The sequence below is a fragment of the Pseudomonas sp. B14(2017) genome, assembly GCF_002113255.1.
Lineage (GTDB): Bacteria > Pseudomonadota > Gammaproteobacteria > Pseudomonadales > Pseudomonadaceae > Aquipseudomonas > Aquipseudomonas putida_Z.
Genome location: NZ_NEJY01000004.1, coordinates 206,488 through 231,825, shown reverse-complemented (window position 1 = coordinate 231,825; position 25,338 = coordinate 206,488). Strand labels below are relative to the sequence as shown.

Annotated in this window: 20 protein-coding genes; 8 read left to right on the top strand and 12 right to left on the bottom strand. The window is 60.1% G+C overall.

The features are described 5' to 3' along the window. Positions 1-4: 4 nt before the first annotated feature. The 5 genes from CAG34_RS05675 to CAG34_RS05655 form a co-directional block, all read right to left on the bottom strand. On the bottom strand, positions 5-1,651 hold the full coding sequence (locus tag CAG34_RS05675) for a DUF1302 domain-containing protein (RefSeq protein WP_342588101.1): 1,647 nt from the start codon (positions 1,649-1,651) through the stop codon (positions 5-7). 27 nt (positions 1,652-1,678) lie between these two features. After that, positions 1,679-3,100 carry a DUF1329 domain-containing protein gene (locus CAG34_RS05670; protein WP_085588662.1) on the bottom strand — a complete coding sequence of 474 codons (1,422 nt, stop codon included), beginning with the start codon at positions 3,098-3,100 and terminating at the stop codon, positions 1,679-1,681. Between the two features lie 468 nt (positions 3,101-3,568). Beyond that, positions 3,569-4,246, bottom strand: coding sequence for a hypothetical protein (locus CAG34_RS05665; RefSeq protein ID WP_085588660.1), 678 nt, complete (start codon positions 4,244-4,246; stop codon positions 3,569-3,571). 50 nt (positions 4,247-4,296) lie between these two features. Further along, positions 4,297-5,664, bottom strand: coding sequence for an FAD-binding oxidoreductase (locus CAG34_RS05660; protein WP_085588658.1), 1,368 nt, complete (start codon positions 5,662-5,664; stop codon positions 4,297-4,299). A 64-nt stretch (positions 5,665-5,728) separates the two neighbouring features. After that, positions 5,729-6,616: a phytanoyl-CoA dioxygenase family protein gene (locus CAG34_RS05655; RefSeq protein WP_085588656.1), complete on the bottom strand. Its 888-nt coding sequence runs from the start codon at positions 6,614-6,616 to the stop codon at positions 5,729-5,731. 314 nt (positions 6,617-6,930) lie between these two features. Here CAG34_RS05655 and CAG34_RS05650 point away from each other — a divergent pair, with 314 nt between their 5' ends. From CAG34_RS05650 to CAG34_RS05620, 7 genes are all read left to right on the top strand, one after another. Then, positions 6,931-7,512: a TetR/AcrR family transcriptional regulator gene (locus CAG34_RS05650; protein ID WP_085588654.1), complete on the top strand. Its 582-nt coding sequence runs from the start codon at positions 6,931-6,933 to the stop codon at positions 7,510-7,512. Between the two features lie 269 nt (positions 7,513-7,781). Further along, a complete protein-coding gene (locus CAG34_RS05645) occupies positions 7,782-9,308 on the top strand; it encodes an NAD(P)/FAD-dependent oxidoreductase (RefSeq protein ID WP_085588652.1) in 1,527 nt (508 codons plus the stop codon). Beyond that, positions 9,305-10,180 (top strand): alpha/beta hydrolase, encoded by an 876-nt coding sequence (locus CAG34_RS05640; protein ID WP_085588649.1) that lies wholly within the window; start codon positions 9,305-9,307, stop codon positions 10,178-10,180. Before CAG34_RS05645 ends, CAG34_RS05640 begins: the two co-directional genes overlap by 4 nt. 219 nt (positions 10,181-10,399) lie before the next feature. Continuing rightward, positions 10,400-11,557, top strand: coding sequence for an iron-containing alcohol dehydrogenase (locus tag CAG34_RS05635; RefSeq protein WP_085588647.1), 1,158 nt, complete (start codon positions 10,400-10,402; stop codon positions 11,555-11,557). Positions 11,558-11,569: 12 nt separating this feature from the next. Beyond that, complete coding sequence (locus CAG34_RS05630) at positions 11,570-12,901, top strand: APC family permease (protein ID WP_085588645.1); 1,332 nt, start codon at positions 11,570-11,572, stop codon at positions 12,899-12,901. Positions 12,902-12,980: 79 nt separating this feature from the next. Continuing rightward, complete coding sequence (locus tag CAG34_RS05625; protein WP_085588643.1) at positions 12,981-14,405, top strand: gamma-aminobutyraldehyde dehydrogenase; 1,425 nt, start codon at positions 12,981-12,983, stop codon at positions 14,403-14,405. Between the two features lie 46 nt (positions 14,406-14,451). Then, complete coding sequence (locus CAG34_RS05620) at positions 14,452-15,705, top strand: aspartate aminotransferase family protein (RefSeq protein WP_085588641.1); 1,254 nt, start codon at positions 14,452-14,454, stop codon at positions 15,703-15,705. A 277-nt stretch (positions 15,706-15,982) separates the two neighbouring features. On the opposite strand, the gene CAG34_RS05610 is transcribed toward CAG34_RS05620, so the two are convergent. The 7 genes from CAG34_RS05610 to CAG34_RS05580 form a co-directional block, all read right to left on the bottom strand. Continuing rightward, positions 15,983-17,641, bottom strand: a complete 1,659-nt coding sequence (locus CAG34_RS05610; protein ID WP_085588749.1) for a cation acetate symporter — start codon at positions 17,639-17,641, stop codon at positions 15,983-15,985. Positions 17,642-17,649: 8 nt separating this feature from the next. Continuing rightward, on the bottom strand, positions 17,650-17,973 hold the full coding sequence (locus tag CAG34_RS05605; protein ID WP_085588637.1) for a DUF485 domain-containing protein: 324 nt from the start codon (positions 17,971-17,973) through the stop codon (positions 17,650-17,652). A 56-nt stretch (positions 17,974-18,029) separates the two neighbouring features. After that, positions 18,030-19,682, bottom strand: a complete 1,653-nt coding sequence (locus CAG34_RS05600) for an acyl-CoA synthetase (protein WP_085588635.1) — start codon at positions 19,680-19,682, stop codon at positions 18,030-18,032. A gap of 84 nt (positions 19,683-19,766) precedes the next feature. Beyond that, complete coding sequence (locus tag CAG34_RS05595) at positions 19,767-20,534, bottom strand: SDR family NAD(P)-dependent oxidoreductase (RefSeq protein WP_085588633.1); 768 nt, start codon at positions 20,532-20,534, stop codon at positions 19,767-19,769. Continuing rightward, on the bottom strand, positions 20,534-21,706 hold the full coding sequence (locus tag CAG34_RS05590) for an acyl-CoA dehydrogenase family protein (RefSeq protein ID WP_085588631.1): 1,173 nt from the start codon (positions 21,704-21,706) through the stop codon (positions 20,534-20,536). The genes CAG34_RS05595 and CAG34_RS05590 overlap by 1 nt, the downstream gene beginning before the upstream one ends. 47 nt (positions 21,707-21,753) lie before the next feature. After that, positions 21,754-22,110 (bottom strand): DUF6285 domain-containing protein, encoded by a 357-nt coding sequence (locus tag CAG34_RS05585; protein WP_085588629.1) that lies wholly within the window; start codon positions 22,108-22,110, stop codon positions 21,754-21,756. Continuing rightward, positions 22,107-23,165 (bottom strand): phosphotransferase family protein, encoded by a 1,059-nt coding sequence (locus CAG34_RS05580; protein ID WP_085588627.1) that lies wholly within the window; start codon positions 23,163-23,165, stop codon positions 22,107-22,109. Before CAG34_RS05580 ends, CAG34_RS05585 begins: the two co-directional genes overlap by 4 nt. Positions 23,166-23,367: 202 nt before the next feature. Between CAG34_RS05580 and prpR the strand changes: the two genes are divergently transcribed. Continuing rightward, positions 23,368-25,326, top strand: coding sequence for a propionate catabolism operon regulatory protein PrpR (gene prpR / locus CAG34_RS05575; protein WP_085588625.1), 1,959 nt, complete (start codon positions 23,368-23,370; stop codon positions 25,324-25,326). Positions 25,327-25,338 lie beyond the last annotated feature (12 nt).

Here is a 25,338-nt window from a genome sequence, read left to right as displayed (position 1 = left end):
GGCCTCACAAAGTGCGGGATATCGCGATGCCGACATAATCGCGGTCACGATAAAGCTGATCGTAGGGAGTCTCGCCGCCCATGAACTTCGCGTAGTTGAGGGAAATCTGCCAGCTGGCGGGATTTCGCACGAAGTTCAGGTACAGGTTCATGCTGCTCGCGTCTTCGGTGAAGGTCGCGCTCAGGTTCGGCGTTCGCCCGCCCAGCGAGCGCGAGTAGAACACACCTGGGGTGACCTGCCAGCCTGGCAGCAACGTGCCGTCATAAGTCAAACTGAAGTCGAGGTTAATGCCCGACGAGGTCTTGTCACCCCGGGACTTGGGCGCTGTCGCTGGGTCCAATTGCCAGGTATTGAGCCCTGCGGCAAGTAGCTCGCCATTGACCTCATCATGCAGCCCTGGGTATTTGATGACCACCAGTTCGGACAGCAAGGTGCCCGTGCTGGCGCCGGTGAAGTCGAGCAGTGTCGGGGAGTTGGAAGGCGTGAAGCTGTAAAGGCCGGTGAGGTGCCACTGAAATTTCTTTTCGTCCTTCCAGCATTTGCCACCATTGCTGGAGCACAGGTCGATGACTGGGTTGAGCATCACCGAATCCTTCGGCCGATATGACAGTTCCGTACCTACCGCCCAGTCACCAATTGGCATGTTGGCACTGATGCCATACATCATGCGGTCTTCCTGATATTCCCAGGTCGGGGCTGCTGCAAAGGTGTTCGGGTCAAGAATGGCGACCCGTAATGACGGCAACTTATCGTGATAACGCATCACGTAGAAGCCATAATTGATGTCGCTGTCCTCCGGCTGCCAGCGCAGCGAAAGACCCCACTGGCCGCTGTCGCGGGCGTCTTTTTCGGAGAAGCCGTAATCCCTGTTGCCTTCACCCAGCGCATTGTTGTTGGACCAGTAGCTGCCCACCGGGGGCAATTCGCTCTTGTTCCACCTGAACTGATAGTAGGCCTCGATGTTGATCCCGGAGCCTAGGCCCGAGGCAACGCTGAGCATCGGAGCCGGAAGCACAGCTTCCTTGAGCTGCACGCCAGGGCGCGCTAATGCTTGGTAATCATAGGCGTTGGTGTTATTGATACCACCAGCCACGAACAGGCTTTCGCCCCAGTTGATCACCTGATTACCCAAGCGCGCGCGAACCCGCTGCCCGCCAACATCGAAGCCTTTGCTCACCCACAGGTCCAGCAGGCGAGCCTTGAAGGCGAGCTCGTCCCGGGCATCGTCGCTGAGCCCGTTGCTGCCGACGCTTTCAGGCGTGTTAAACGACAGCGTGCCTGTGGTATCCGTTGCGGCAAAGTCGCGGATCCAGGTGCCACGCGCCATGAAGGTGACGTCCTCGGGCATCTTCAGCAACAGTTCATGGGTACCCTTGAGGTAGTTGGTGAACATATCGCCGCGATCGTAGTTCAGGTCACCCTGATCCGCCACGCCGGAGCTCTGCGCCAGGCAGCCGGAGGGCACGTTGTGCCCAGTCGGCCCCTGGTTGATCAGATTGCAACCGCGTGACTCCGTACGCAGGCCCATGCCTGCGGTGATGGTGGAGTCGAATGAGCCATTGAGGGTTTCGGTTTCGAAGGTGAACCCCATTGCCAGTGGGGTTGCGCACACGATGACAAGGCCTGAGGCTTTGGTAATTATTCTTTTCATGCTGGCTCTCGATCTGACGTCGTTTTCTTAGCGCTCGCTGATGGCTCGCAGGTTGTCTGAAGTGAAGAAATCGCGTTTCAGGCGTGGGCTGCTGCCGTCTTCTGTGAGCCACCGGATATCGTTCTTGCCGGCGCCAATCGAGGTCATGTCGAACAGATAACGGCCATCGACCAAGTTGTACTGAACCTGTGCCTGCACATCGCAGGTGCCGGTTTCGTACACAGGAATCGAGAAACCTTCACGCACTTTCCAGATCTGCCCTTGCTTGTCATAGTCCACGGCCAGCAACGGGTTCCAGCTGTCCTCGTCGATGTAGAACATGCGCTTGGGAGCCTGGTGGCGCATACCTTGCCGAACATTAGCCTCCACCACCCAAACGCGGTGCAGCTCGTAGCGTCGCGACTGTGGCGCGAGCGAATCGTTGCCGGCGAACGTTTCCACTTTGGCAGCGGTGTCATAAGCACCGAAGGCGTTGTACGGCACCAGCAGTTCCTGCTTGCCAACCAGCTTCCAGTCGAAGCGGTCCATGGTGCCGAAGAAGACGTTGCCCTCGTCGACCGTGTATTGGTTATCCAAGCCGATTTGCGGCGCGTCGTAGGAGTACGACGGCATGCGCCGCACGCGTCGTTGGCCCGGGAAGTAGTAGAAGGTCGTGGCTTGCTCACCGGCCACCGCCGTCTGCACCGCCGACTGGCCGGCTAATGCCGCGGGCTCCAGGTAGTTGAAGAAGGTGGCATTCTCCAGCCGCCCGACTGATGAAAAGAGCGTGCTCCCCTTCTTGCCCCAGGGGGTGAAGAAGAAGGTGTCGGTGGACTGGCGCAGCCACTCCCCACCTTTACGAGGCGAAATACCTGAAATGCTTTTCGGGATTTCGACGCCAACGCCGCGATAGCGCATCTTCATGTTCCACATCACCTCTGCACCATTGCTCGGCATAGGGAATGGGGCACCGGGTAGATGGGCTTCTTCGAGGGCCAACCCGCTGGCATCCAGCTTGGCAAAGCCAACGTTTTGCCGTGTGTTCTCGGCCACGAATTCCGGCACGCCGCAGGTACGGCGGGTTGGATAGACATCCATTCGGTAGCCTGGAATCTTCTTGAACAGTTCCAACTGAGCGGGAGACAGTTTGCTCGCATGCTGCGCCACGTTGCCCGCGTCGATGCTGTACAGAGGTTTATCACCCTTGAACTTCCAGTGCTCGCCTCGCACTTGACCATAGCTCCAGCCCGATCCTTGCGGGCCCGGGGCAGCCCAAGCCGGAATTTCCCCGCTTGAGCTGGCGGCGATCTCACCGCCCAGCGGTGTCAGCTTGGTACCCAGCGCCTCGGCCCCCTGGGATGCGGCCTGAGCCGTGCAGATCGCGGTCGAAGCCGCAAGGGTAACCAGCAGCTGCCTGAACATACGGCGAGCGGACATTTCGCCTTCCGTCCGTGCTGTGACTTCTTTCATTGGGGAGATCCTCAAACGTTGGGCCTGGACCGGCCGCGCGATGTCCCGTCTGGGAAAATCGGTGGCCTGCCACATCTTGGTCACTAGACATGGTCACTTGACCATGTCATCTGATCATAAGGCAAGCTGTATGCCAGATCCCATGATTTGCGGTTTGCACCAAAGAAATCAGCAATTTAGAACTGCATGGCGAGCTCTTATACACCAAACGCCTGCACCAATTTGGGAACTAAGGAAACACGTGTTACCCAAAGAGGCTCTTTTTGGGCGCAACACTTAATCGGTAGCGCAAATTAAGTTGAGCATACCCATAAAGTCTGCCTGCAACTAAGCACGTGAAGCGCGCCCATAAAAAAACCGCCCCTAAGGGCGGCAAAAAAGCAGGCCAGCGGCCCGCCATGGAGTAAACAACTACCAAGATTTAATCATTAGCCCGCCGGGCATGAATTTTACGTGGACATCAAAGCTTCAACGAACCGGCATTGCAGAAGCAGAGACATTTTTTGAACGCTGAAGTGCACCATAGGCATAGAACAACTGCGCGATTGTATAAGACCAGGTCAGGAAGGCGCAGGTCATAAAGATCATCTTGGTGTCATCCCCCGGTATCGGGAAAAAGTCATAGCGCAGCGCAATCGTCAGCCCTGCCGCCGCGCCGACAAGCGTGGCTAGCGCGTGCAAACTTTCGCCAACCCGTAGCAATCGCCAAGTAAAATAGAGCAAGTACACCGTATAGAACGCCCACATCACTAGGTAAAAGTAAGGCAGCACTACTTTGAATGTGTTCGACAAAAAATAGATCGCTGCGACAGTAAATGCTGCTAAGAATAAGATGAAATCCTTGGCCGGCGATGGCTTGTAATTATGAGTGACGGCCATCAAACCGAGCACCCCGATGATCGGCACGCCAACTCCACGGGAAAACGCATCAAGAAAAATGGCAATGCTGTAGTTAGCCTGCCAACCGGTGGCAATGAAGGTCGTGAAATTCGTTGCGGAAATACCCACAATCAAAAATTCCACCCCAAGTAGATAATTCTTACGCTTGACGAGTGCTGCACCATAACTCAGTCCGCACACGACCAACAACAGGCATGAGACCAACGCAATGACATCTATTAGTTCCACGTTAACAGCCTCTGTCATCTGGCAGTGCCGTTTTTTATACGAACACTTGCCAATGGTATAGTTTGAATTCAGCTTTTCCTGGCCCTGGCTCTGCGTACTTTCCTATCGGTCCAAGCATCCAGCAAACTTGCCGCCGCAAAGGCAGAATGAACAGCGCACCATTGCAACGGCTCGGGCAGCATGGAGGGCGTCTTGTGCTGAAGCGCGGCCAGCAATTCAGGCGCCTTGCCGTTGATTTGCGCGGCAAAAAGCGATCCTACGAGCGATTGTGTGGCCAGCCCATGACCTGAGCAGCCGGTGGTATAGAAAATATTCTGCTTCGCGCCCATTGCACCGATCATCGGCAGGAAGTCATAGGCGCCACTGACATAGCCACTCCAGCAGTGCTGCACGGCAAGACCCTGCAAGACGGGATAACGCTCGCGCAGTACCTGTGCCAATGCCCGGTAGGCGCCTTGGTCGGGAACGTTAGGCGTCTTCGAACCATAGGCGTAGCCCAGTCTCTTGACGGTCAACAGCAGGGTGCCGTGCGCCGTCAGGCGATGGCTTTCCATGGTGTAGTGCGGCGTGATGATCCCTTCCCGCGCCTGCCACCCCAAGTCAGCGAGCTGCTGGGGGGAAAGCGGTTGCGTTTCGATTGCCGACACCCGAATCGCCGCGACCTTGTTGCGCAACACCCCCAGTTGAGGAGTGTAGGCATTGGTAGCCAGGACCATGACTGGTGCAGTCGCGCTGCCGTGCGCAGTCTTGCAGGTGATGACCGATCCCTCGCTGAATGAAAGCAAGGGCGTGCGTTCATAGAGTTTCACGCCCGCCGCGATGGCCGCACGCCGTAGACCACCGACGTATTTGCCGGGGTTAAGGGTACCGCCGCACTGCTCGGTGCCGAACAGAAAGGCCGGTGGAATCCCCCGCGTGCGCATCTCGGCCGCACCCACGAAACGGGACACCGCTCCCAGCTTCTGGCCCAGCGCCATGTTCTGCCGCAAGCGCTTTTCCTGGCAGGGATGAATACCTGCACGCAGCACGCCCGAAGGGTTGTAATCACAGTCGATTGCCAACGCCTTCAACCGGCCCTCCACATAAGGCACAGCCTCGTCATAGAACCTGACGAACTGGGTAGCCTGTTCCACCCCCACGCGCTTGACGAACATATCGTACTCGATGCCCATGCTGCCCAGCAGGTACCCAGCATTGCGGCCGCTTGCACCGAAACCGCCGAACTCCTGCTCCAGTATGATGACATCCGCCCCGAGCGCCTTCAGCTCCAACGCTGTGGACAAGCCAGCGAAGCCGGCACCGACAATGATCACATCAGCCTTTTCATGACCTTCGAGCATTGGCTGCAGGTCGCTTGGCCGTTCCACCCAGCCGCCCAGGGTGCGAAATCTGAACGGTGCCGCGTCACCTTGGCCCGGGTTGTTCAACGCGTTCATTCATACACTCCCAGAATACCGCCCCCGTTATCACCACAGGTCACCCCATGGCGGCTCGGGATTGTCAGAACCCTTTGCCCGGCTCGGAGAAAGCGGGCATGCCCAGAAGCTCTTGCGGATCACGCATCTGGCCATCAATTTCCACCCAACCAAGCAGTGTGGAACTGGCACTCCAGCCCAACAGGCGCTGCATTTCGGCCGGCAGTTGGCGAACCCGTTCGATAGGAAGGGACAGGAAGTGGTTTTCTTCCAGACGCAGGAAAGCCAAGTCATAGGCCATGGTAAGACCGGTGCGGGCGTGCGCTGAGATGTTCGCCCCTCCACCGTGATACACCGAGCCCATCCACAGCAATGCAGAACCCGCCTTCATCTCTGCCGCAACGGTTTCTTCCTGGGTTGGCATGCGCTCGTCATCCCAAAGATGACTGCCGGGAATGACCCGTGTTGCACCGTTCTCTTCGGTGAAATCCGAGATTGCCAACATCATTTGCAACCGGGCCTCACGCCCGTATTGGGGATGACGCCAAAGCGACGTGGCATCGTCACGGTGCAAGGGCTGCAGTCCTTGGCCCGGCCCGATCTGAATCGCCTGAGTGATGCTCAGTTGTATATCTGGCGCCATCTCGATGCGGTCACTGCCTACCCAGACGTGGGTAGGCGTTTGCAGGATCTGCCTGGCTGTTCCGAGGAACAGCGGGTTCATAGCGACCTCTACAGCCGTGTCGCTTCGCCCGATAATCCGGGCCACACGCCGGGTTTGCGTGCCCGCGAAATACGGGTCCACGCCGCAAGGGGTGGCATTGAGGTAAACGTCGAGTTCATCGCTGAGGGACTGCAGTGTGGCTGGGGAGATCAGGTCGGAAATAATGACCCCACCGTCCCGGCGGATAACCTCAACCACCTGCTCGATGGGAGTTTCATTGCTGAGCGTCGAGAGTTTGCGTGTATCCATCTGCTTTGTACCTGTCTGGTTTTGTCATTGTTTTATCCAGCGAAGCTGGGGAACTCGGCTCAACCCATCAGTGCCGACCACAGCATCTCTCCAGTTGCGCTTGCGCGATGCAGCGGTGCCGAGATGCAAATTCATAATTACCCAACATGGTCATTTGATCAAGTCGTGTGACTAAACTATTTTTCAGCGCTGCTTGGCCAGAAAAGATGGGATCGCATCGACTCATGGATCGCGGCGTGACCTTGCGATAGCATTCGACACCGTCGACGCTGGACGAATGAGCCGGCGACAACACCTCAAAGGGAGAACGCTCAATGGCTCGGATTGGCGCTGAAGAGCGCAGACAAGACTTTATCGAGGCCACCGTGAAGGTGATCGCGGAGCACGGCGTGGCTAATGCTACGACCCGGCGTATCGCAGCGGCAGCAGATTCTCCGCTGGCTTCGTTGCACTATGTCTTTCACACCAAGGACGAGCTGTTCTATGCCGTCTACGAATCGCTGATCAACATGCCGCAGCAATCGCTGCAGCATGTGCCGGCAGGTGCCACAGCAGCCGAATCGGTAAGCGAAATGCTGCGCCAACTGGTCAACTGGTTCACAGCCCACCCGGAAATGGCCACCACGCAGTTTGAATTGTTTTGCTGGAACCTGCGGAACAACCCTGAGATGGCGTCGAAAATTTACGCTGTGTCCATCGATGCGACCCAGCAGGCCATAGCGAAGGTCACCGACTCGACGCTGGATCACGCTGCGCTGACCACCATTAGCCGTTTGCTGATAAACCTCTTCGACGGCTTGATGCTCGCATGGTCCGCACACGGCGACCGTGCACGCCTGGAAACAGAGACCGAGACGGCCTGCCAGGCAGTCAAGCTGCTGGTAGCAACTTACTGAGATGTCGTTCGGATTGCCGCGCTGAGCCGCGGCAATCCGCGCTCAGTAAGTGAGCCGGTCGCCGGCATATATCCCCTGCCCTCATCCTCATTGGCTAGACCGCTGAAGCCAGCCAGATCACTGATCGGCGCATGAAGAAGGTGCAAATCATCCCAAAACATTAGCTAGCCGGTGCATTTTGCACCTTGCTCCACTCGACTTGTCGCCCTATTCTGGTCAAATGATCAAGTCAATAGATCAGTCTCTATAACACTAAAATAGGAGGCGATATGTCCTCACACACTGCTCTTCCGGTTGAGCCGCTGGACATTCTGATCATGGGAGCCGGTGTGTCTGGCATCGGCGCGGCGGCCTACTTGCGGCGTCACCAACCGAACAAGACCTTTGCGATTCTTGAGTCGCGCGAACGCATGGGTGGGACCTGGGATCTCTTTCGATATCCTGGCATTCGCTCTGACTCGGATCTCTACACCTTCGGTTTCGACTTCAAACCTTGGACCAAGGCCAAGTCTCTGGCGGACGCCGCGGATATTCTCGAGTACCTGCGCGAAGCCATCGACGAGTATGAGCTGGGCCCATTCATCCAGTACCAGCAGAAAGTCGTCTCGGCCGACTGGCAAAGCGACAGGGGCCTATGGACGGTGCGTATCGAAGACGGCCAGGCCGCTCAAATCCGCACGATCGAATGCCGCTGGCTTTTCAGCGCAGGCGGCTACTATCGCTATGACCAGGGTTTCACCCCTCGCTTCGAGGGAACTGAGCAGTTCAAGGGTCAAATTATCCATCCGCAACACTGGCCAGAAAATCTGGACTACACCGGCAAACGCGTAGTCGTCATCGGCAGTGGCGCAACCGCAGTGACCCTGATCCCAGCAATGGCTGACAAAGTCACAAGCATCACCATGCTGCAGCGCACGCCCTCCTACATCATCAATCAGCCCGCCAGTGATAGCGTGGCAGCATTTCTGCGCAAACTCCTGCCAGAACAGACTGCGTATAACCTCACGCGCTACAAGAACGCCAAGATCACCCTGGCCTTCTGGGGCTTCTGCCAGCGCTTCCCTAAACTTTCGAAAAAACTGCTGCTCTGGCTGACGCGCAAGGAATTGCCGAAAGACTACCCCGTCGACGTGCACTTCAACCCGCCCTACAACCCATGGGATCAGCGTCTGTGCTCGGTGCCCGAGGGCGACTTGTTCAAAGCCATCAGCGCTGGCAAAGCAGATATCGTCACCGATCATATCGCGCGGTTCACCGAGTCCGGCGTATTGCTCAAATCGGGCAAGACGCTGGAGGCCGACATCATCGTCACGGCGACCGGGCTGAATGTACAGCTCTTCGGCGGCATCACCCTGCACAAGGATGGCAAACCGGTGGTGCTCAGCGAGACCCTCGCCTATAAGGGCATGATGCTCTCCGGCGTGCCCAATTTCGCTTTCGCAGTCGGTTACACCAACTCGTCTTGGACCTTGAAAGTCTGCCTTTTGTGCGACCACTTCTGTCGCTTGCTTGGCTTCATGGCAAAAGAGGGTTACAACGTCTGCGAGCCAAAAGCGCCGGCCGGAATCAAAACCCGACCGTTGCTGGACTTCGGTGCCGGCTATGTGCAGCGCGCACTGGACAGCATGCCACGGCAGGGGCCTTGCGAGCCGTGGGTGATGTCAATGGACTACTTCCGCGATGTCAAGTTGCTACGCCGCGGCAAAGTGGCAGACAAGTGCCTCTCCTTCAGTACAGTGCCCAACGAGCCTTTGCATGCCAGCGTCGAGCTGCAACGGCAAGGTAGCCGTAGATGAGCCGCGATCACTTCTACGAGTTGCCGGGCAAAGGCAAGCTCTGCTATCGCAGCTACGGCCATGAGGCTGCCCCGGCAGTTCTTCTCATCGTCGGTCTTGGTCTGCAATTGACTTACTGGCCGCAAGAGCTCATTGCAGGCCTGGTCGAGCAGGGATTGCGCGTTATCATTTTTGACAATCGTGATTCGGGCAGGTCGTTCTTCACCGACGTAACGCCGCCTACACCCCTGCAGCAGTTCCTGCGCACGCGCACTGCCGGCTATGACCTGGGTGACATGGCCAACGATGTGATTGGGCTAATGAACGGCTTGAAACTGGAAACGGCCCATGTGGTAGGGATGTCGATGGGCGGCATGATCGCCCAAACCCTCGCCGCGCGTTATCCGGAACGAGTACGGACGCTCACTTCGATATTCTCGACTACCGGTTCACTGCGCGTAGGCCAGCCAGCGTGGCAGACAATTCGGCAGCTGCTACGCCGCCCGCCGCGCACTGAGCAGGAAAGCATTCGCGACTACCTGGACATCATGCGCTTGATCGGCTCGACCCTCGAGTGGAATGAGCGCGCCTTTCATGACTATGCCCTGCTGGCTTGGGAGCGAGGGGGTGGCGAGGCCAGCAACATCGGCACTGCCAGGCAGATCGGCGCGATCATCAATTCAGGCGATCGGACTCAGGAACTGCAGCGGATACGGTGCCGGACCTTGGTCATCCATGGCGATAAAGACCTCATGGTCGCCACTAGCGGCGGGTACGCCACGGCAACAGCAATCCGTGGTTCCAGCCTGGTGCTGCTGCCCGGCATGGGGCACGACCTTCCGCGTTGCCTCTCCAGCACACTGCTGTCCCTGCTGACAGGTCACATGCGGTAGTGCAATCAACCTTTTAGGGGAGTGCAGCTTGGCAGCCCCTCTTTTTATCACGAGGGAGGCCTTTTACCAGCCGCTTCAGCAGAACCCAAAACAACAAAATGCTGGCTTGCACGATAAGCCAAGCCACACATCACACGCTTGAGCTGTTATCCACGGCCTCATGCGATGGCTCCTCTACTGCCCTTTCCAACAATGACAACAATTGAGCAAGAGGTATGTATGGAATTCAAGTTTTTACTCCCCTGCAAAGTCGTGGTGGAACCCGGTCTTCGCGAACGCACCGGTGAACACTTGCGGGCACTCGGCCTGGCCCGCGTGCTCATCGTGACCGATCCTGGAGTCAAGGCGGCGGGCTTGCTGGATAGCGTCTACGCCAGCTTGGACACCGCAGATATCGCCTTCGAGGAAGTGTCGGACATCAAGGCCAATCCGCGCAGCGAAGACATCAACCAGATCGCGCAGCAGTATCGTGGGCAAGGCATCGATGGCTTACTGGCCGTCGGCGGTGGCAGTGCAATGGATGCGGCCAAGGCCATCAGCGTGCTGCTCACCCATGAGGGCCGGATCGAGGACTACGAAGGGTCGTTTATGCTCACCCGTCCCATCCCCCCTATCGTCGCCATTCCGACCACCGCGGGCACCGGCAGCGAAGTGACCTGTTTCTCAGTGATTACCGATACAACCCGCCATTACAAAATGAGCGTCCATGATTACCGGGTCGGGCCAGTACTCGCACTGCTCGACTCCAACATCCTCGACACGCTGCCTGCGTCGATTGCCGCCGCTACTGGTATGGATGCGCTCACCCACGCCATCGAAGCCTACACCTGCCGCGTGTCGAACCCGATCAGCGACGGCTTGGCGCTGCATGCGATCCGCCTGATCAGCCAATACCTGAGGCCTGCGGTGCTGGAACCGGACAACCTGCATGCCCGCGAGCAGATGCTGGTGGCCAGCCTCATTGCCGGTATGGCCTTCGGTAACGCGGATGTTGCCAGTGTGCATTGCATCTCCGAAGCCATCGGCGGCATGTATGACACACCGCACGGTGTAGGTAACGCGATCTTCCTGCCGTTCGTGTTCGGCCACAACCGCGATGCAGACATCACACGCCACGCCCAAGTTGCCTATGCACTGGGAATTGATTCCAACCTCTCACCAGTCGATGCCGCACAAGCTGCGGTCGGTTACCTGTTCCAGATGAGCAAGGACTTGGGCATCCCACGCTTTGCGGAAGTGAAAGGCGTACGCGAGGAAGACTTCCAGGCCATCGCTGAAAAGTCGAAGAAGAACTTTTCCGACGGCAGCAATGCCAAGCAGATGACCGTGGAGACCTACCGCGAAATCGTCACCACTGCGTATCACTTCGTAGCGTGAGGGATGTCAGTCATGAGCCAATCAACCTCTGGCGCTTCGTTGAAGCGCACCTTGGGTCCGTTTTCAGTGCTTTTGTTCGGCTTGGCGTTCCTCGCGCCGTTGATCGTGTTCGGCACATACGGCGTGATCACTCAGGCCAGCGGTAACACCACGGCGATGGCCTATCTGATCGCCGCAACCGGCGTGGTGTTCACGGCGCTGAGCTACGGCAGACTGGTCAAGGTGTTCCCGGTGGCCGGCTCGGCCTACACCTATACCCGCAAGATGCTGAGCGCGAACCTAGGATTCATGGTGGGCTGGGCCGCCCTGCTCGATTACTTCTTCATTCCGATGCTGATCTGGCTACTCGGCGCCAGCTACCTCAGCATGGCCTTTCCAGACGTGCCGCAGTGGGTGTGGATTACCGGCTTCATCGTCTCCACTTCGCTGTTGAATGTACTGGGCATCCAGGTCGCGAACCGCTTCAACGTGCTGTTGATGATCGCGCAACTGGCCATCATCGTCGTGTTCATCGGTCTGTGCGTGCACTACATCGTGGCGGCCAACGGCTCTGGCGGGCTACTGTCTGCCAAGCCGTTTTTCAACCAGGACGTGCCGTTCGCTACCAGCATGGCCGGCGCAGCCATCGCCGCTTATTCGTTCCTGGGCTTTGACGCGCTATCCACCCTCAGCGAGGAAACCCGCGACCCGGACCGCACGCTGCCGCGCGCCATTCTGCTGGTTGCGTTGATCGGCGGTTCGGTCTACGTCAGCTCTTCGTACTTCATGTACCTGGCGCACCCCTCCCCCACGTTCGAGCTTGTGGACGGGGCTGCTTTCGAGATCGCTCGCATGATCGGGGGTGATCTGTTCTTCGCCGTGGTATTGGCGGGGATCATCATCGCCCACTTCGCCGCAGGCATGTCGTTCCAAGCCAGCGTGGGCCGCCTGCTCTACGCCTTGGGCCGAGACAACCAGCTGCCGCGCAAGCTGTTCGGTGCCCTGCACCCGCACTACAAGACCCCCGCCTTCAACATCTTGCTGTGCGGCATTTTCGGCACTGCGGGTTTTGGCTTGACGATCGCCACCGCGACGTCCCTGGTCAATTTCGGCGCGTTTCTGGCTTTCACCGCAGTCAACTTGTGCGCGTTGCGGCTCACCTTCGATGCACGGGTCAGGGACGGGGCTGGCCTGCTGCGTGGGGTGCTTTTCCCTCTCATCGGCCTGGTGACCGCGGCCTGGATGCTAGCCAGCCTGGACAATGACGCGCTGATCATGGGCTGTAGCTGGCTCGCCCTCGGCGCGCTTTACCTTGCCTGTCGGACCAGCTTTTTCCGCACCCCGGTGCCTGACGCTCTGACATAGCACCCGGTTTCCTTCGAATGCTCTGACAACAACCACAAAGGCAAGGCCTTGGTCTTGCCATTCAACGGGGACAATCGACATGCAAACAAAACTTCTGATCAATGGTGCCCTGGTGGCCGGCGAAGGCGAAGCGCTCGCCGTCTACAACCCATCCCTGGGCAGCGTCCTGGTGCAGACTACTGAGGCCAGCCGCCTCCAGGTCCATGCCGCAGTCCAGAGCGCGGATGCGGCCTTCGAGACCTGGTCGCAAACACCGCCCAAAGACCGCGCAGCACTGCTGCTCAAGCTCGCTGACAGCATCGATGCCCAGGCCTCGGTGTTCGCCCGCCTGGAAGCGGACAACTGCGGCAAGCCGTTCAGCGCCGTGCTGCAGGACGAACTGCCCGCCGTATCTGACGTGTTCCGTTTCTTCGCCGGCGCCGTGCGCTGCCTGCAAGGCTCTGCGGCGGGGGAATACGTCCCAGGCCACACCTCAATGATCCGCCGCGACCCGGTGGGCGTGGTCGCCTCCATCGCGCCGTGGAACTACCCGCTGCTGATGGCCGCGTGGAAGCTCGGCCCGGCATTGGCCGGCGGCAACACCGTCGTGCTGAAGCCGTCGGAACACACGCCGATGAGTACCCTGAAACTGGGCGAATTGCTCGCCGAGATCTTCCCTGCCGGTGTAGTCAACATCGTCCACGGCCGCGGTGCCTCGGTGGGTGAGCCGCTGACCAGCCATGCCCAAGTGCGCATGGTGTCGCTGACCGGCTCCGTGCGCACCGGCAGCCAGATCATCGAAGGCACCGCCGATAGTGTCAAACGCATGCACATGGAGCTCGGCGGCAAGGCCCCGGTGCTGATCTTCGATGATGCCGACATCGACGCCGCCGTCGAAGGCATCCGCGCCTTCGGCTTCTACAACGCCGGCCAGGATTGCACCGCTGCCTGTCGTCTCTATGTGCAGAAGTCGGTCTACCCGGAGTTCGTGCGCAAGCTCGGCGATGCTGTCTCCAGCATCAAATGCGGGCTGCAGGATGACCCGACAACCGAGATGGGGCCGCTGATCACCAAGGAGCACCTGGAGCGCGTCGAGGGCTTCGTGAACCGTGCCAAGGAGCTGCCTCATATCGAGGTGGTTACCGGCGGCAAGCGCGCCGCAGGGGATGGATTCTTCTTCGAGCCTACGGTCCTCGCGGGCGCTACGCAGGAAGATGAGGTGGTGTGCCGTGAGATCTTCGGTCCGGTAGTGACGGTGTCGTCGTTCGACGACGAAGCCCAGGTACTGGCATGGGCCAACGACTCGGACTACGGCCTGGCCTCGTCGGTGTGGACCGCCGATGTGGGGCGCGCCCATCGCCTGGCGGCCCGCTTGCAGTACGGCTGCACATGGGTCAACACCCACTTCATGCTGGTGAGCGAGATGCCCCACGGCGGGGTGAAGCTTTCCGGCTACGGCAAGGACCTGTCCATGTACGGCTTGGAAGACTACACCGTGGTGCGGCACGTGATGTTCAAGCACTGACCTTTCCGCAAACCAGGTTACCCACATCATTTCTAGGAGGTTATGCATGAACAACATCGAAACGTTCGAGAGGCTCGAGTCTAACGTGCGGATGTACTGTCGTGACTTGCCGCTGGTGTTCGATACCGCCCAAGGCAGCAAAATCCGCGGTGAAGATGGTCGCGAATACCTGGATTTCTTCGCTGGCGCCGGCGCCCTGAACTACGGCCACAATGACCCGCGCATGCGCGATGCCCTGATCGGGTACCTGTCGTCCAACGGCGTGGCCCATGCCCTCGACTTGCACACCACCACCAAGCGCCAGTTCCTGGAGGCGCTCGAGCGTGACCTGTTCAAACCACGCGGCTGGGATTACAAGGTCCAGTTCACTGGCCCGACCGGTGCCGACGCCGTCGAGGCGGCGTTGAAGCTGGCGCGCAAGGCAACCGGGCGCACCAAAATCATATCGTTCTATGGGGCTTACCACGGCATGACGGCCGGCGCCCTCGCCGTCACCGGCAACCGCACCCGTCGCGGCCCGGGGCTTTGCACCGACGTGGTGTTCGTGCCGTACGAAAACAGTCCCTACGGCGAATTCGACAGCATTGGCTTCCTCGAGCGCCTGGCCGACGACCAAGGTAGTGGCTCGGAACTTCCCGCAGCAGTGATCGTCGAGTCGGTGCAGATTCAGGCAGGTGTCTACCCGGCGTCCAATGGCTGGCTGCAGCGATTGCGCAAGTGGACAAGCGATCACGGCGTGCTGCTCATCTGCGACGAGATCCAGGCCGGCTGTGGCCGAACTGGCGACTTCTTCGGCTTCGAGCGCTGCGGGATCGTACCGGACCTGATCACCTGCGCGAAATCGATCGGTGGCTTTGGTCTGCCGATGGCGATCGTGTTGATTCGTGCCGGGCTCGATGTCTGGCAACCCGGCGATCACATCGGCACGTTCCGAGGCAATCAGCTGGCATTTCTTACGGCACAGATTGCACTCAGCTACTGGCACGACGAGCAGTTCCTGAAACTGCTGGCTGTCAATTGCGCGGCCATGGAGCGTGCGGTTGCCGGTTTCGCAGAGCTTCCAGGCGTCGCGTCGGCGCGCTGTCGCGGCATGATCGCCGGCATCGACTTTGGCCGCGGCAACGTCGCGGTCGCCAAAGATGCCCAGCAGCGAACGCTGCAAGCGGGTGTGCTGGTCGACCGCTGCGGTCCGAATGGTGAAATCATCAAGCTGATGCCACCGATCAATACCCCAACTGACCAGCTCGAAGAAGGCCTGAGGGCCTTCGGTGAATCGGTCGCCGCAGCGCTGAACCGGTAACCGCAGAGAACTGCCCTGCGCCCCGTATCGATACCCGTGCGGGGCTACATAGGCCCGAACCGCTGGAGGATCATATGCGCCGATTGAGTGTGTTACTGGCCGTGTTGACGCTGGCAATTTTTCTGAGCGTACTGCTTGCCCCAAGACCACCTCTCGTCAATCGCGGGACGGCGCAGCGCATGGGGCATCCCGTCACCGGCATCGGAGACATCTTCAGAGGTTATTAGGAAAGTGTCGGGCGGCCGTTGGCACTCATCCGCTAACGGCCGCTGGCAACTCAGTGATCGATTGCACCGCTGGCGCCGAGTCCCGTCTGGCCCCGTACGAACTGATCGGCGAACGCCGCCCGTTCCAACCTGGCCCGGGCAGTCCGGTCCAGTCGGGAAACGGCATACGCGACCAGAAACGCCAACGGCATGGAGAACAGCGCAGGCTGTGTGTAAGGGAACAACGGCTCGGCGAAGTGCAACACATCCACCCATACCAGCTTGGAAAACATAACAAACCCCATCGCACTGAGCAGACCTGAGTAGCCACCAGCCAACGCGCCACGGGTGGTCAGCCCCGACCAGAACATCGACAGGAACAGTACCGGGAAGTTGGCCGAAGCCGCGATGCCAAAGGCCAGCGCGACCATGAAGGCCACGTTGACGTTTTCGAACACGATACCCAGGGCTATCGCTATCAGGCCAAGGCTCAGTGTGGCCAGCTTGGTTACCCGCAGCTCCTGCGCCTCGCTCGCTCCGCCTTTCATGATCACCCGCGCATACAGGTCATGGGCGATGGCGGATGCCCCGGCAAGGGCCAAACCCGAAACCACGGCCAGAATGGTGGCGAAGGTGACCGCCGACAAGAACCCCAGTAACAGGTTGCCGCCAACGGCCTGCGCCAGATGCATGACCACCATGTTGCCCCCGCCCAGCAGCTTGCCACCCAGCTCCCCACCCTCGAAGAATTGCGGCTGCTGGCTAACGATAACGATCGACGCCAGGCCCAGCAGGAAGATGACGTTGAAGAAATAGCCAATGAACCCGGTGGCGTAGAGCACCGACTTGCGCGCCTCCCGGGCATCGCTGACAGTGAAGAAGCGCATGAGGATATGCGGCAGCCCGGCGGTGCCGAAAACCAGCCCCAGGCTCAGCGACAGCGCAGTCAACGGATCGGCCAGCAGGCTGCCAGGTGCCAGCAGGCGTTGGCCCAGGGCATGCGTGTTCATGGCCTTGCTGACCAGCGTGTCATAACTGAAGTCGAACTCGCGCATCGCCAGGTACAGTACCAGCGAGCCGCCGACCAACAGCAGGAATGCCTTGATGATCTGCACCCAGGTAGTCGCCACCATGCCGCCAAAGGTGACATACAGCATCATCAACACGCCGACGATCACCAAGGCGATGTGGTAGTCCAGGCCAAACAGCAGTCTGATCAACTGCCCGGCTCCCACCATTTGCGCCACTAGGTAGAAGCACACCACCGTCAGCGAGCCGATAGCGGCCATGGTGCGCACCTTGCCTTGATCGAGGCGGTAGGAAGTGATGTCAGCGAAGGTGAAGCGGCCCAGATTGCGTAGCCGCTCAGTCATCAACAGCAGCAACACCGGCCAGCCGGCGAAAAAGGCAATGAGGTAGATGTAGCCATCCATGCCGGAGGTGTAGATGAGCGCGGTGATCCCCAGCAGCGTCGAGGCGGACATATAGTCCCCGGCCAGCGCCAAACCATTCTGCCAGCCCAGGATACCGCCACCGGCGCTGTAGAAATCCGCCGTCGAGCGGGTGCGCCGCGCCGCCCACCAAGTGATGCACAAGGTGAACAGCACGAACACCATGAACATGCCGATGGCATGCAAGTTCAGTGGCTGACGCTGGCCAGCATCTAGCGCGGGGGTCGCCAACGACAGGCCAGAGTGCAGCAACAGGGCCAAAGGCAATAGTTTCTTCATGAGTTTCTTCATGCGCCCTGCTCCTCGTCCAGCCCGGCGACCAGCGCCTGCGTCAGGCGATCGAACTCGCCATTGGCGCGGTACACGTAGAACGCCGACAGCGCACCGAAGAACACGAACAGGAAGGCGCCGGCTGCGACGCCGACGGTCATGTTCGACCCCTCGACCAGCCGCCTGGCAATCAACTCGGGCCAGAACGATACCAATGCCATGTAGCCATAGAACGTGGCCAGAACCAGCAGGAAAAGGCTCAGGGTAAAACGGTTCCTGCGTGCCACCAGTTGCTGGAAGCGGGCACTGGCGCGAACACGCGCGTATAACGGGCTGGACATGAGACACCTCGGTCAATGTACTTGTTGTTATGGGGAGCACGGGTGCTGCAACTCGATCAGTGTTCGGCGTTGGCGGTCTTTACCTCCTGTTGCCGTGCCCACTCGCGCAAAATGAACTTCTGGATCTTGCCGGTTGCGGTTTTCGGCAACTCCGTGAGTGACACATGCCGCGGCGCCTTGAAGTGCGCCAGACGCTCACGGCACCAACGGATCAAGTCATCTTCCGTAACCATTGCTTGCGCATCTACGCGCAAAGTCACGAAAGCGTGGGGCGTTTCCCCCCAGCGTGAATCCGGGCGCGCCACCACTGCGGCCTCGACCACTTCCGGGTGCTGGTAGAGCACCTCCTCGATTTCCAGTGAGCTGATGTTTTCGCCGCCAGAAATGATGATGTCCTTGGTCCGGTCCTTGATTTCGACGTAGCCGTCCGGGTGCAACACGGCTAGGTCGCCGGTGTGCAGCCAGCCGTTGGCCAGCGCGGCGCGGGTGGCTTCGGGGTTGTGCAGGTAGCCTTTCATCACCGTATTTCCGCGTACCACCAGCTCGCCAAGGGTAAGGCCGTCAGCAGGGACTGGGCAGCCGGTATCGGTATCCAGCACCGTAGCCTCCTCGAGCATCGGATGGGCGACCCCCTGGCGGCTCATGAAGCGGGCCCGGGCCTCCAGCGGCAATTCGTCGACACCCGGCTGCCACAGACACAGCGTGCTGGGGCCGTAACTTTCTGTCATGCCGTAGGCGTGGGTAATGCTGAAGCCGCGTGCTTCCATCGCGGCGATAACTGCGCTGGGCGGCGCCGCGCCGCCGGTGATCACGGACACTGGCCCGGGAGGGGCACAGGAATGCTCGGCATGGATCAACATCGACATTACTACCGGTGCGGCGCTTAGGTGGGTCACTGCATGCTCGGTGATAGCGGCATGGATCGCTTCAGGCTGGACCTTGCGCAGACATACGTGCGTTCCACCAGAGAGCGTCACCGCCCAGGTATGACTCCAGCCGTTGCAATGGAACATTGGCAAGGTCCACAGGTAGACGCTACGTGGCCCCAGTTGGAAAATCAGCGACCCGGCGCAGGCGTTGAGATAGGCACCGCGGTGATGCAGGACCACGCCCTTGGGGTCACCCGTGGTTCCGGAGGTGTAATTGACGGCGATCGACTGCCATTCGTTCTGCGGCGCACTCAGCGGCCGCCCGGGATCGCCCTTGGCCAGAAACGCTTCGTAGTCCAGGTCATCGGTTAGATCGGCGCGCTCGGCGTGTTCATCATTGATGCCCACCAGCAACGGTGGTGTATCGAGCATGGCCAGTGCCTGGTGTGCCACGGCACCGAACTCCCGGTCACAGATCAGTACCTTGGCCGCGGAGTGACGCAAGATGAAGGCGATGCTGCGCGCCTCTAGCCGAATATTGATGCACACCAGCACGGCACCGGCACCGGGCACGCCATAGTGTGCTTCGAGCATTTCCGGGATGTTCGGGGCCAGTATCGCCACCCGTTCGCCCGGTTGCACACCAACCCGCTCCAGGGCACTGGCTAGAGCACGGCTGCGCTCGTGCAGCTGACGATAGTTGTAGCGCCGCGTACCATAAACCACCGCATCTCGCTGCGGATATACCTGCGCGGCGCGCTTGAGAAACGACAGCGGCGACAGCGGCACATGGTTGGCGTCGTTGGGAGCAAGCTCGTGTTCGAGGGTTGGAACCATCATGGCAGGCACCTCATCGACACATTACTCAGGCATTGCACGCACATACATACCTCCTGTTTCTTGTTGTTATTAGGTCAAGACGCGTTACAGGCTGCTGCACAAATGGCCACCGTCGACCACGATCTCAGTGCCGCTCATGGCCCGCCCGGCATCACTGGCAAGTAGCAGCAGGGCGCCGTCGAGATCGGCCGGCACGCTGAAGCGGCGAGTCGGGATTCGTGAGCGCAGCTTGTCCCCCGCCTCGCTGGCCAGAAAGGCCTCGTTCAGGTCGGTCATCACGTAGCCGGGCGCCAGGGCATTCACCCGAATGCCATGGCGCGCCAATTCCAGCGCCATGGCCCGGGTCAGGTGAGCCAGGCCAGCCTTGGCCGCCAGATAAGGGCTCACGGCGCCGGCGACACGGCTCGCGAGGATAGAGGTGACGTTAATCACGCTGCCGCCCTTCCCTGCGGCGACCATCCGCCGGGCGCTTTCCTGAGCCACGGCCCAAGCGCCTTTGAGATTGGTGTCGAGCACACGGTCCCAGTCTAGGTCGTCGCAGGCCAGCAAAGGTTGGCTGTCGCTTACCCCCGCATTATTGATCAGGACATCCAGCGGGCCGGCGGCGTCGAGTACTCGGCAGATGTCCTCACGGCTGGTTACATCGAGGGCAAAGGCTTGCGCCTGCCCTCCCGCCATTTCGATGTCTTCTACCAGCGCATGCAGCGGCGTCTGGCGCCTGGCGGTCACCACCACCTCGGCGCCTGCAGCGGCCAGAGTCATGGCGAAGTGGCGGCCCAGGCCGCTGGAGGCACCGGTCACCAGGGCACGGCGCCCATCGAGGGCGAACAGTCGGGTCAGGTCCGGTTGCATCAGCGGGCCTCCAATCGCTGGTCCAGAAGCTTCTTCGCCAAGCTCATGCGGTGCACTTCGCTCGGGCCGTCGTAGATACGGAACGGGCGAATATCGCGGAAGATCCGCTCCACAACAGTATCTCCAGTCACCCCACGCCCGCCCAGGACCTGGACACAGCGATCAACCACCCGCCACAGCGCCTCGGCACTGATCACCTTTGCCATGCTCGAATCGACATTGGCGCGATGGCCCTGGTCGAGCACCCAGGCACAGTGCCAGACCGACAGTCGCACAATGTGCAAGTCCATCATGTTGTCGGCCAGCATGAAGCCTACGCCCTGGTGCTCGCCCAGCGGCTTGCCGAAGGCATCGCGGGTGCGCGCATAGTCGCAGGCGATGTCGTGAGCGCGGCGCGCGGCGCCGAGCCAGCGCATGCAGTGGGTCAAGCGTGCGGGCGCCAGGCGCACCTGGGCATAACGGAATCCCTTGCCGATCTCACCGAGCACATCGCTCGCCGGAACGCGCAGATTGTCGAAACGCAACTGCCCGTGGCCGCCGGTAAAACAGCTGTCAAGCGAGTCCAGTTGGCGCTCGTGGATGATGCCATCGCGCTTCATGTCGGTCAGGAACATGGTCGCTGTACCGTCCTCCATGCGCGCCATGATGATGCCAAAGTCGGCGCCTTCGGCCCCGGTGATCAGCCATTTGCGGCCATTAATCAGGTAGTCGTCGCCATCGCGGGTGGCGGTAGTGCGCAGCATTGACGGGTCCGAGCCGGAGCCCGGTGCAGGCTCTGTCATGGCGAAGCATGAACGAGTATGGCCTTGAACCAGCGGGCGCAACCAGCGGTCCTTCTGCGCCTCGGTGGCGACCACGTCCATCAGGTGGATATTACCTTCGTCCGGCGCATGAATATTCAGCGCCACCGGGCCCAGCGGCGAATAGCCGGCTTCTTCGAAGACGATCGCCTTGGCCACATGGCTCAGTTCCAGGCCGCCCATTTCACGGCTCGCATGAGGCGTCAGCAAGCCAGCGCTGCGGGCGCGGGCCACCAGCTCTTGGCGCAACGCGTCGCTGGGGCCGTGGCTGTTCTGGCGTGGGTCGTTCTCCAACGGGATAACCTGTTCGGCAATGAAGTCCCGGGTCTTGGCCTGCAAGTCGAGCAATTCGGTTGGGAGGGTGAAATTCATGACTGTCCTTTCTTTGTTCTTGTCTGTCGTTGGATGGCTGACGCCGCTCAGGGCAAAGCCTTGGGGTTGCTGATAGCCAATCGAGCGAGGGTGACCTGGCGCAATGCTTCGACCAGGATGCGGCGGCTTTGCGGGGCGTCATGGCTGCCTTGGCGAATAGCGCTGGCCAGTTGGCGACGCATCTCGGGCAATGTCGACGGCGCTTCTTCGACCAAGGCGGCCAGCTGCGCCTGCTCTTGATCCTCGGCCTGAGCTCCCTGGCGGCTTTCGCGAGCTGCGATGGTCATGGCATTGGCGATCATCAGCGCCGGGTAACGCAGCTCACCGGGCAGCGCTGGCAGCAGCTGTTCCAGAAGCGTCGCGCGGGCTATCTCGAGCAGGTCATGGGCATTGGGCTGGGTCATGGCGCTTCGGCTCCGGTCATGTGCAGGATGTCGAGTTCAAGCTCCGGCAACAGGCGTGCTGTCAGTGCCAGTTCCAGGGAAGGTTCTTCACCGGACAGGTGACGCTGCCCTTGCTGCAGTGCAATCACCGCCCAGCGTAAAGTGGCCATGACCTGCCAGTAGTGGAGCTGGCTGCGCTCGATACACAGCGAAGACACCTCTTGGTAGCCACGCAGGAAGTCCTCCAACTTCCCGATGCCACCGGCCTCCAGGTCTGGGCGAGTGAAACGCCAGCAGGGGGCAGTGAACCAGCCGAGATCCTCGTGAAGGTCGCCCCAGCCGGTGAACTCCCAGTCGAGCACGGCTTCCAGCCCCTGCTCGCTGGCCAGATAGTTGCCGGTACGGTAGTCACGGTGCAGCAGGCATAGGGTGCTGTTGCGCGGCGCGTGCAACTCGCACCAGCGCAGGCCCCACTCCAGCACCGGATAGGCGTCGGCGAGGGTGTCCAGATATCGACGGTAGGCGTTGATGGTCGCCAAGGCGGGCGGCCTTTGCGGAATGGATAAGAAATCCAGCGCGGCGCACGGCGGGCGGATCTGATGCAGACGCGCCAGATTGGCACCCAGCTGTTCAGCCAGACGTGCGTTACCCTGGGTTCCTGCCCCGGCGCTGAGTAACCGCCCGGCGGCGACACCCGGCACATACTCCATCAGGAAAAAGGACCGCCCAAGAACGGTGATATCGCCACACAGCCACAGCGGGCGCGGCACCTTCACACCGGCCTGATAAGCCACCTGCAACACGGCGAACTCTTGTTCACGGTTTAGGCTGGCGGGCAGCGCGGAAATCGCATCACTACGCAACACCCAACGACGGTCGCCGGCCCAAACGCCGCCTTCAATCAGCAAGTCCAGCAACCAGTTTTCCTGAATGGCGCCGCCGCTCAGGCGCTTACGCGTTCGGATGACTACCCGCGCTGCCGAGGCCTGCTTACGGATGAATTCAACCAGGTGTTGATCGTCAGTCGTGGCCACGAACGTATCGCTGGCCTGAGAAATCGTTGGAGAACTGCTCATGGGTCTGTGTGCCCTGCCTTTGGTTTCAGAGTTGGCAGAACCCTAAGAGCAAAGCCTGGGCCAAATACTGGAGAATCAACTGCAGCCCACGTGCTGCGTGGGCTTAGAGAAAGTGCCTTCGGGCGGAAGACTTATATTTTGTTGCATGATTGAAACGCGGTAATTCAATATCGAAACATTTCAACCTTGAACAGGTTCCGCCATGGACGCTTTCGCCTCCCAAGTCGTAGTGCTGATAAGCCACTTGCAGCGCCCCAGCCAACGGAGCCGTCTCGCCCAAGTGGTGAAAGGACTTACAGCTGACTATCCCGACACCCATATTGAGGTCCTCGACACCTCAGTGGTCGAAGCGCTTCAGACCGCTCGCGAGCTGGAGCAGGCCGGCAAGGTTGATGTTTTCGTCTGTGCCGGAGCCACCGCCGCCTACCTGCGCAAACACTTGACGCGCCCGGTACTGGCGATGCGTGTTGGGAGCGGCGACTTGCTCCGCGCATTGGGGCAGGCTCGTGAGCATTCTTCGCAGGTAGCCGTGCTCAGCTACAACCATATCAACCATGACCTGCAAGCCATGGCCGCACTCTTCACCGTTCAGGTTCAGCAGGCCGCTTACACGTCGCTGGAAGGGGCTCGACAAGCCGTCGAGCAGGTGGCCGAGCTTGGCTGTCGCAGCATTATCGGATCGTCGACGGTGGTGGAACTGGCAGAGCAGGCGGGGCTGCATGGTGTGCTGTCGCTGAGTGAGGACACGGTGCGAAAGGCCCTTGAGGAAGCCTTGGGTATTCTTGACAGCCAACGTATTGAGATCGCCAAGCGGAGGCACCTGAATGCCGTACTGCAGCACATTCCCGCCGGTGTAGCGGCCGTCGACAACCAAGGTGTGGTGCAGTCGCTCAACCCCGCGCTTGCACAGTTGCTGGAGATGCCTGTTAGCGCAGCATTGGGTCGACCGCTGCAGCAACTATGCCCGGACCTGGACCTACAGCAGGCTTTGCAGGATGGTACCGGCGAAGAAAACCGTGTGATGCGACTCGGCTCGCACGCTGTGGTCAGCAATTTACTGCCTATCCTGGAGAACGGCGAACGCACTGGTCTGGTGTTGACCTGCCAGGACATCACCGCTGTGCAGCGTGCCGACCAGCGCATCCGCTCCACCCGTCGCCCCGGTGCGTTCACTGCTCGTTACAGGCTCGACCAGCTGGAAGGCAACAGCACGGCCAATCGCGAAATGCTGCAGTTGGCCAGGCGTTTTGCCACCAGCCATTCGACCATCCTGATTACTGGTGAAAGCGGAACTGGCAAAGAGCTGCTCGCCCAGGGTATCCATAATGAGAGCCCACGCCGACAAGGGCCTTTTGTCGCTATCAATTGCGCAGCGTTTCCAGAGTCGCTGCTCGAAAGCGAGCTGTTCGGCTACGAGGAAGGTGCCTTTAGCGGCTCGCGCAAAGGCGGCAAGCCGGGCCTGATCGAAGCAGCACACCGCGGCACGCTGTTCCTTGACGAGATTGGCGACATGCCGGTATCGCTGCAAACACGCCTGTTGCGTGTTCTGCAAGAGCGCGAGGTACTCCGCCTGGGCGGCACCGAGCCGATAACCATCGACGTGCGCATCATCGCCGCCACCCATCAAGACCTGCGTGCGGCTATGGAAGATGGTGCGTTTCGTACCGACCTGTATTACCGGCTCAACATCCTGCGCCTGCAGACCACGCCCCTACGTGAGCGGCCAGAGGACATCGCTATGATCTGTCGCGGCATCAGCCAACGCCTGCTGGTTCAGGGCCAACCGCCAGGGGCCGCAGATATAGTGATCGCCTTGCAACCCTACTTGGTACGACATGTCTGGCCGGGCAATGTCCGGGAGCTGGAGAACGTGATCGAGCGCGCGATGCTCTCGGCAGGCGAACTTCTACGCGAGCACGGTTTAGACGAGCAGTACCTGACCCGTGTGCTGCCTGAGCTGTGTGAGGATCCGCAGCCGCAGCAGCCGCCTGCACGAGAAGCGCCATCGCGCGAAACCGACTTGAACATGATCGGCAGGGCCGCGCAGCTACGTCATGTTCAAGAAACGCTGGAAAGCTGCCAAGGCAATCTAGATGAAGCTGCCCGTCGCCTCGGGATCAGTCGAACCACTTTATGGCGAAGACTTCGCTCCTCTCGTTAAACGAGGAATCTG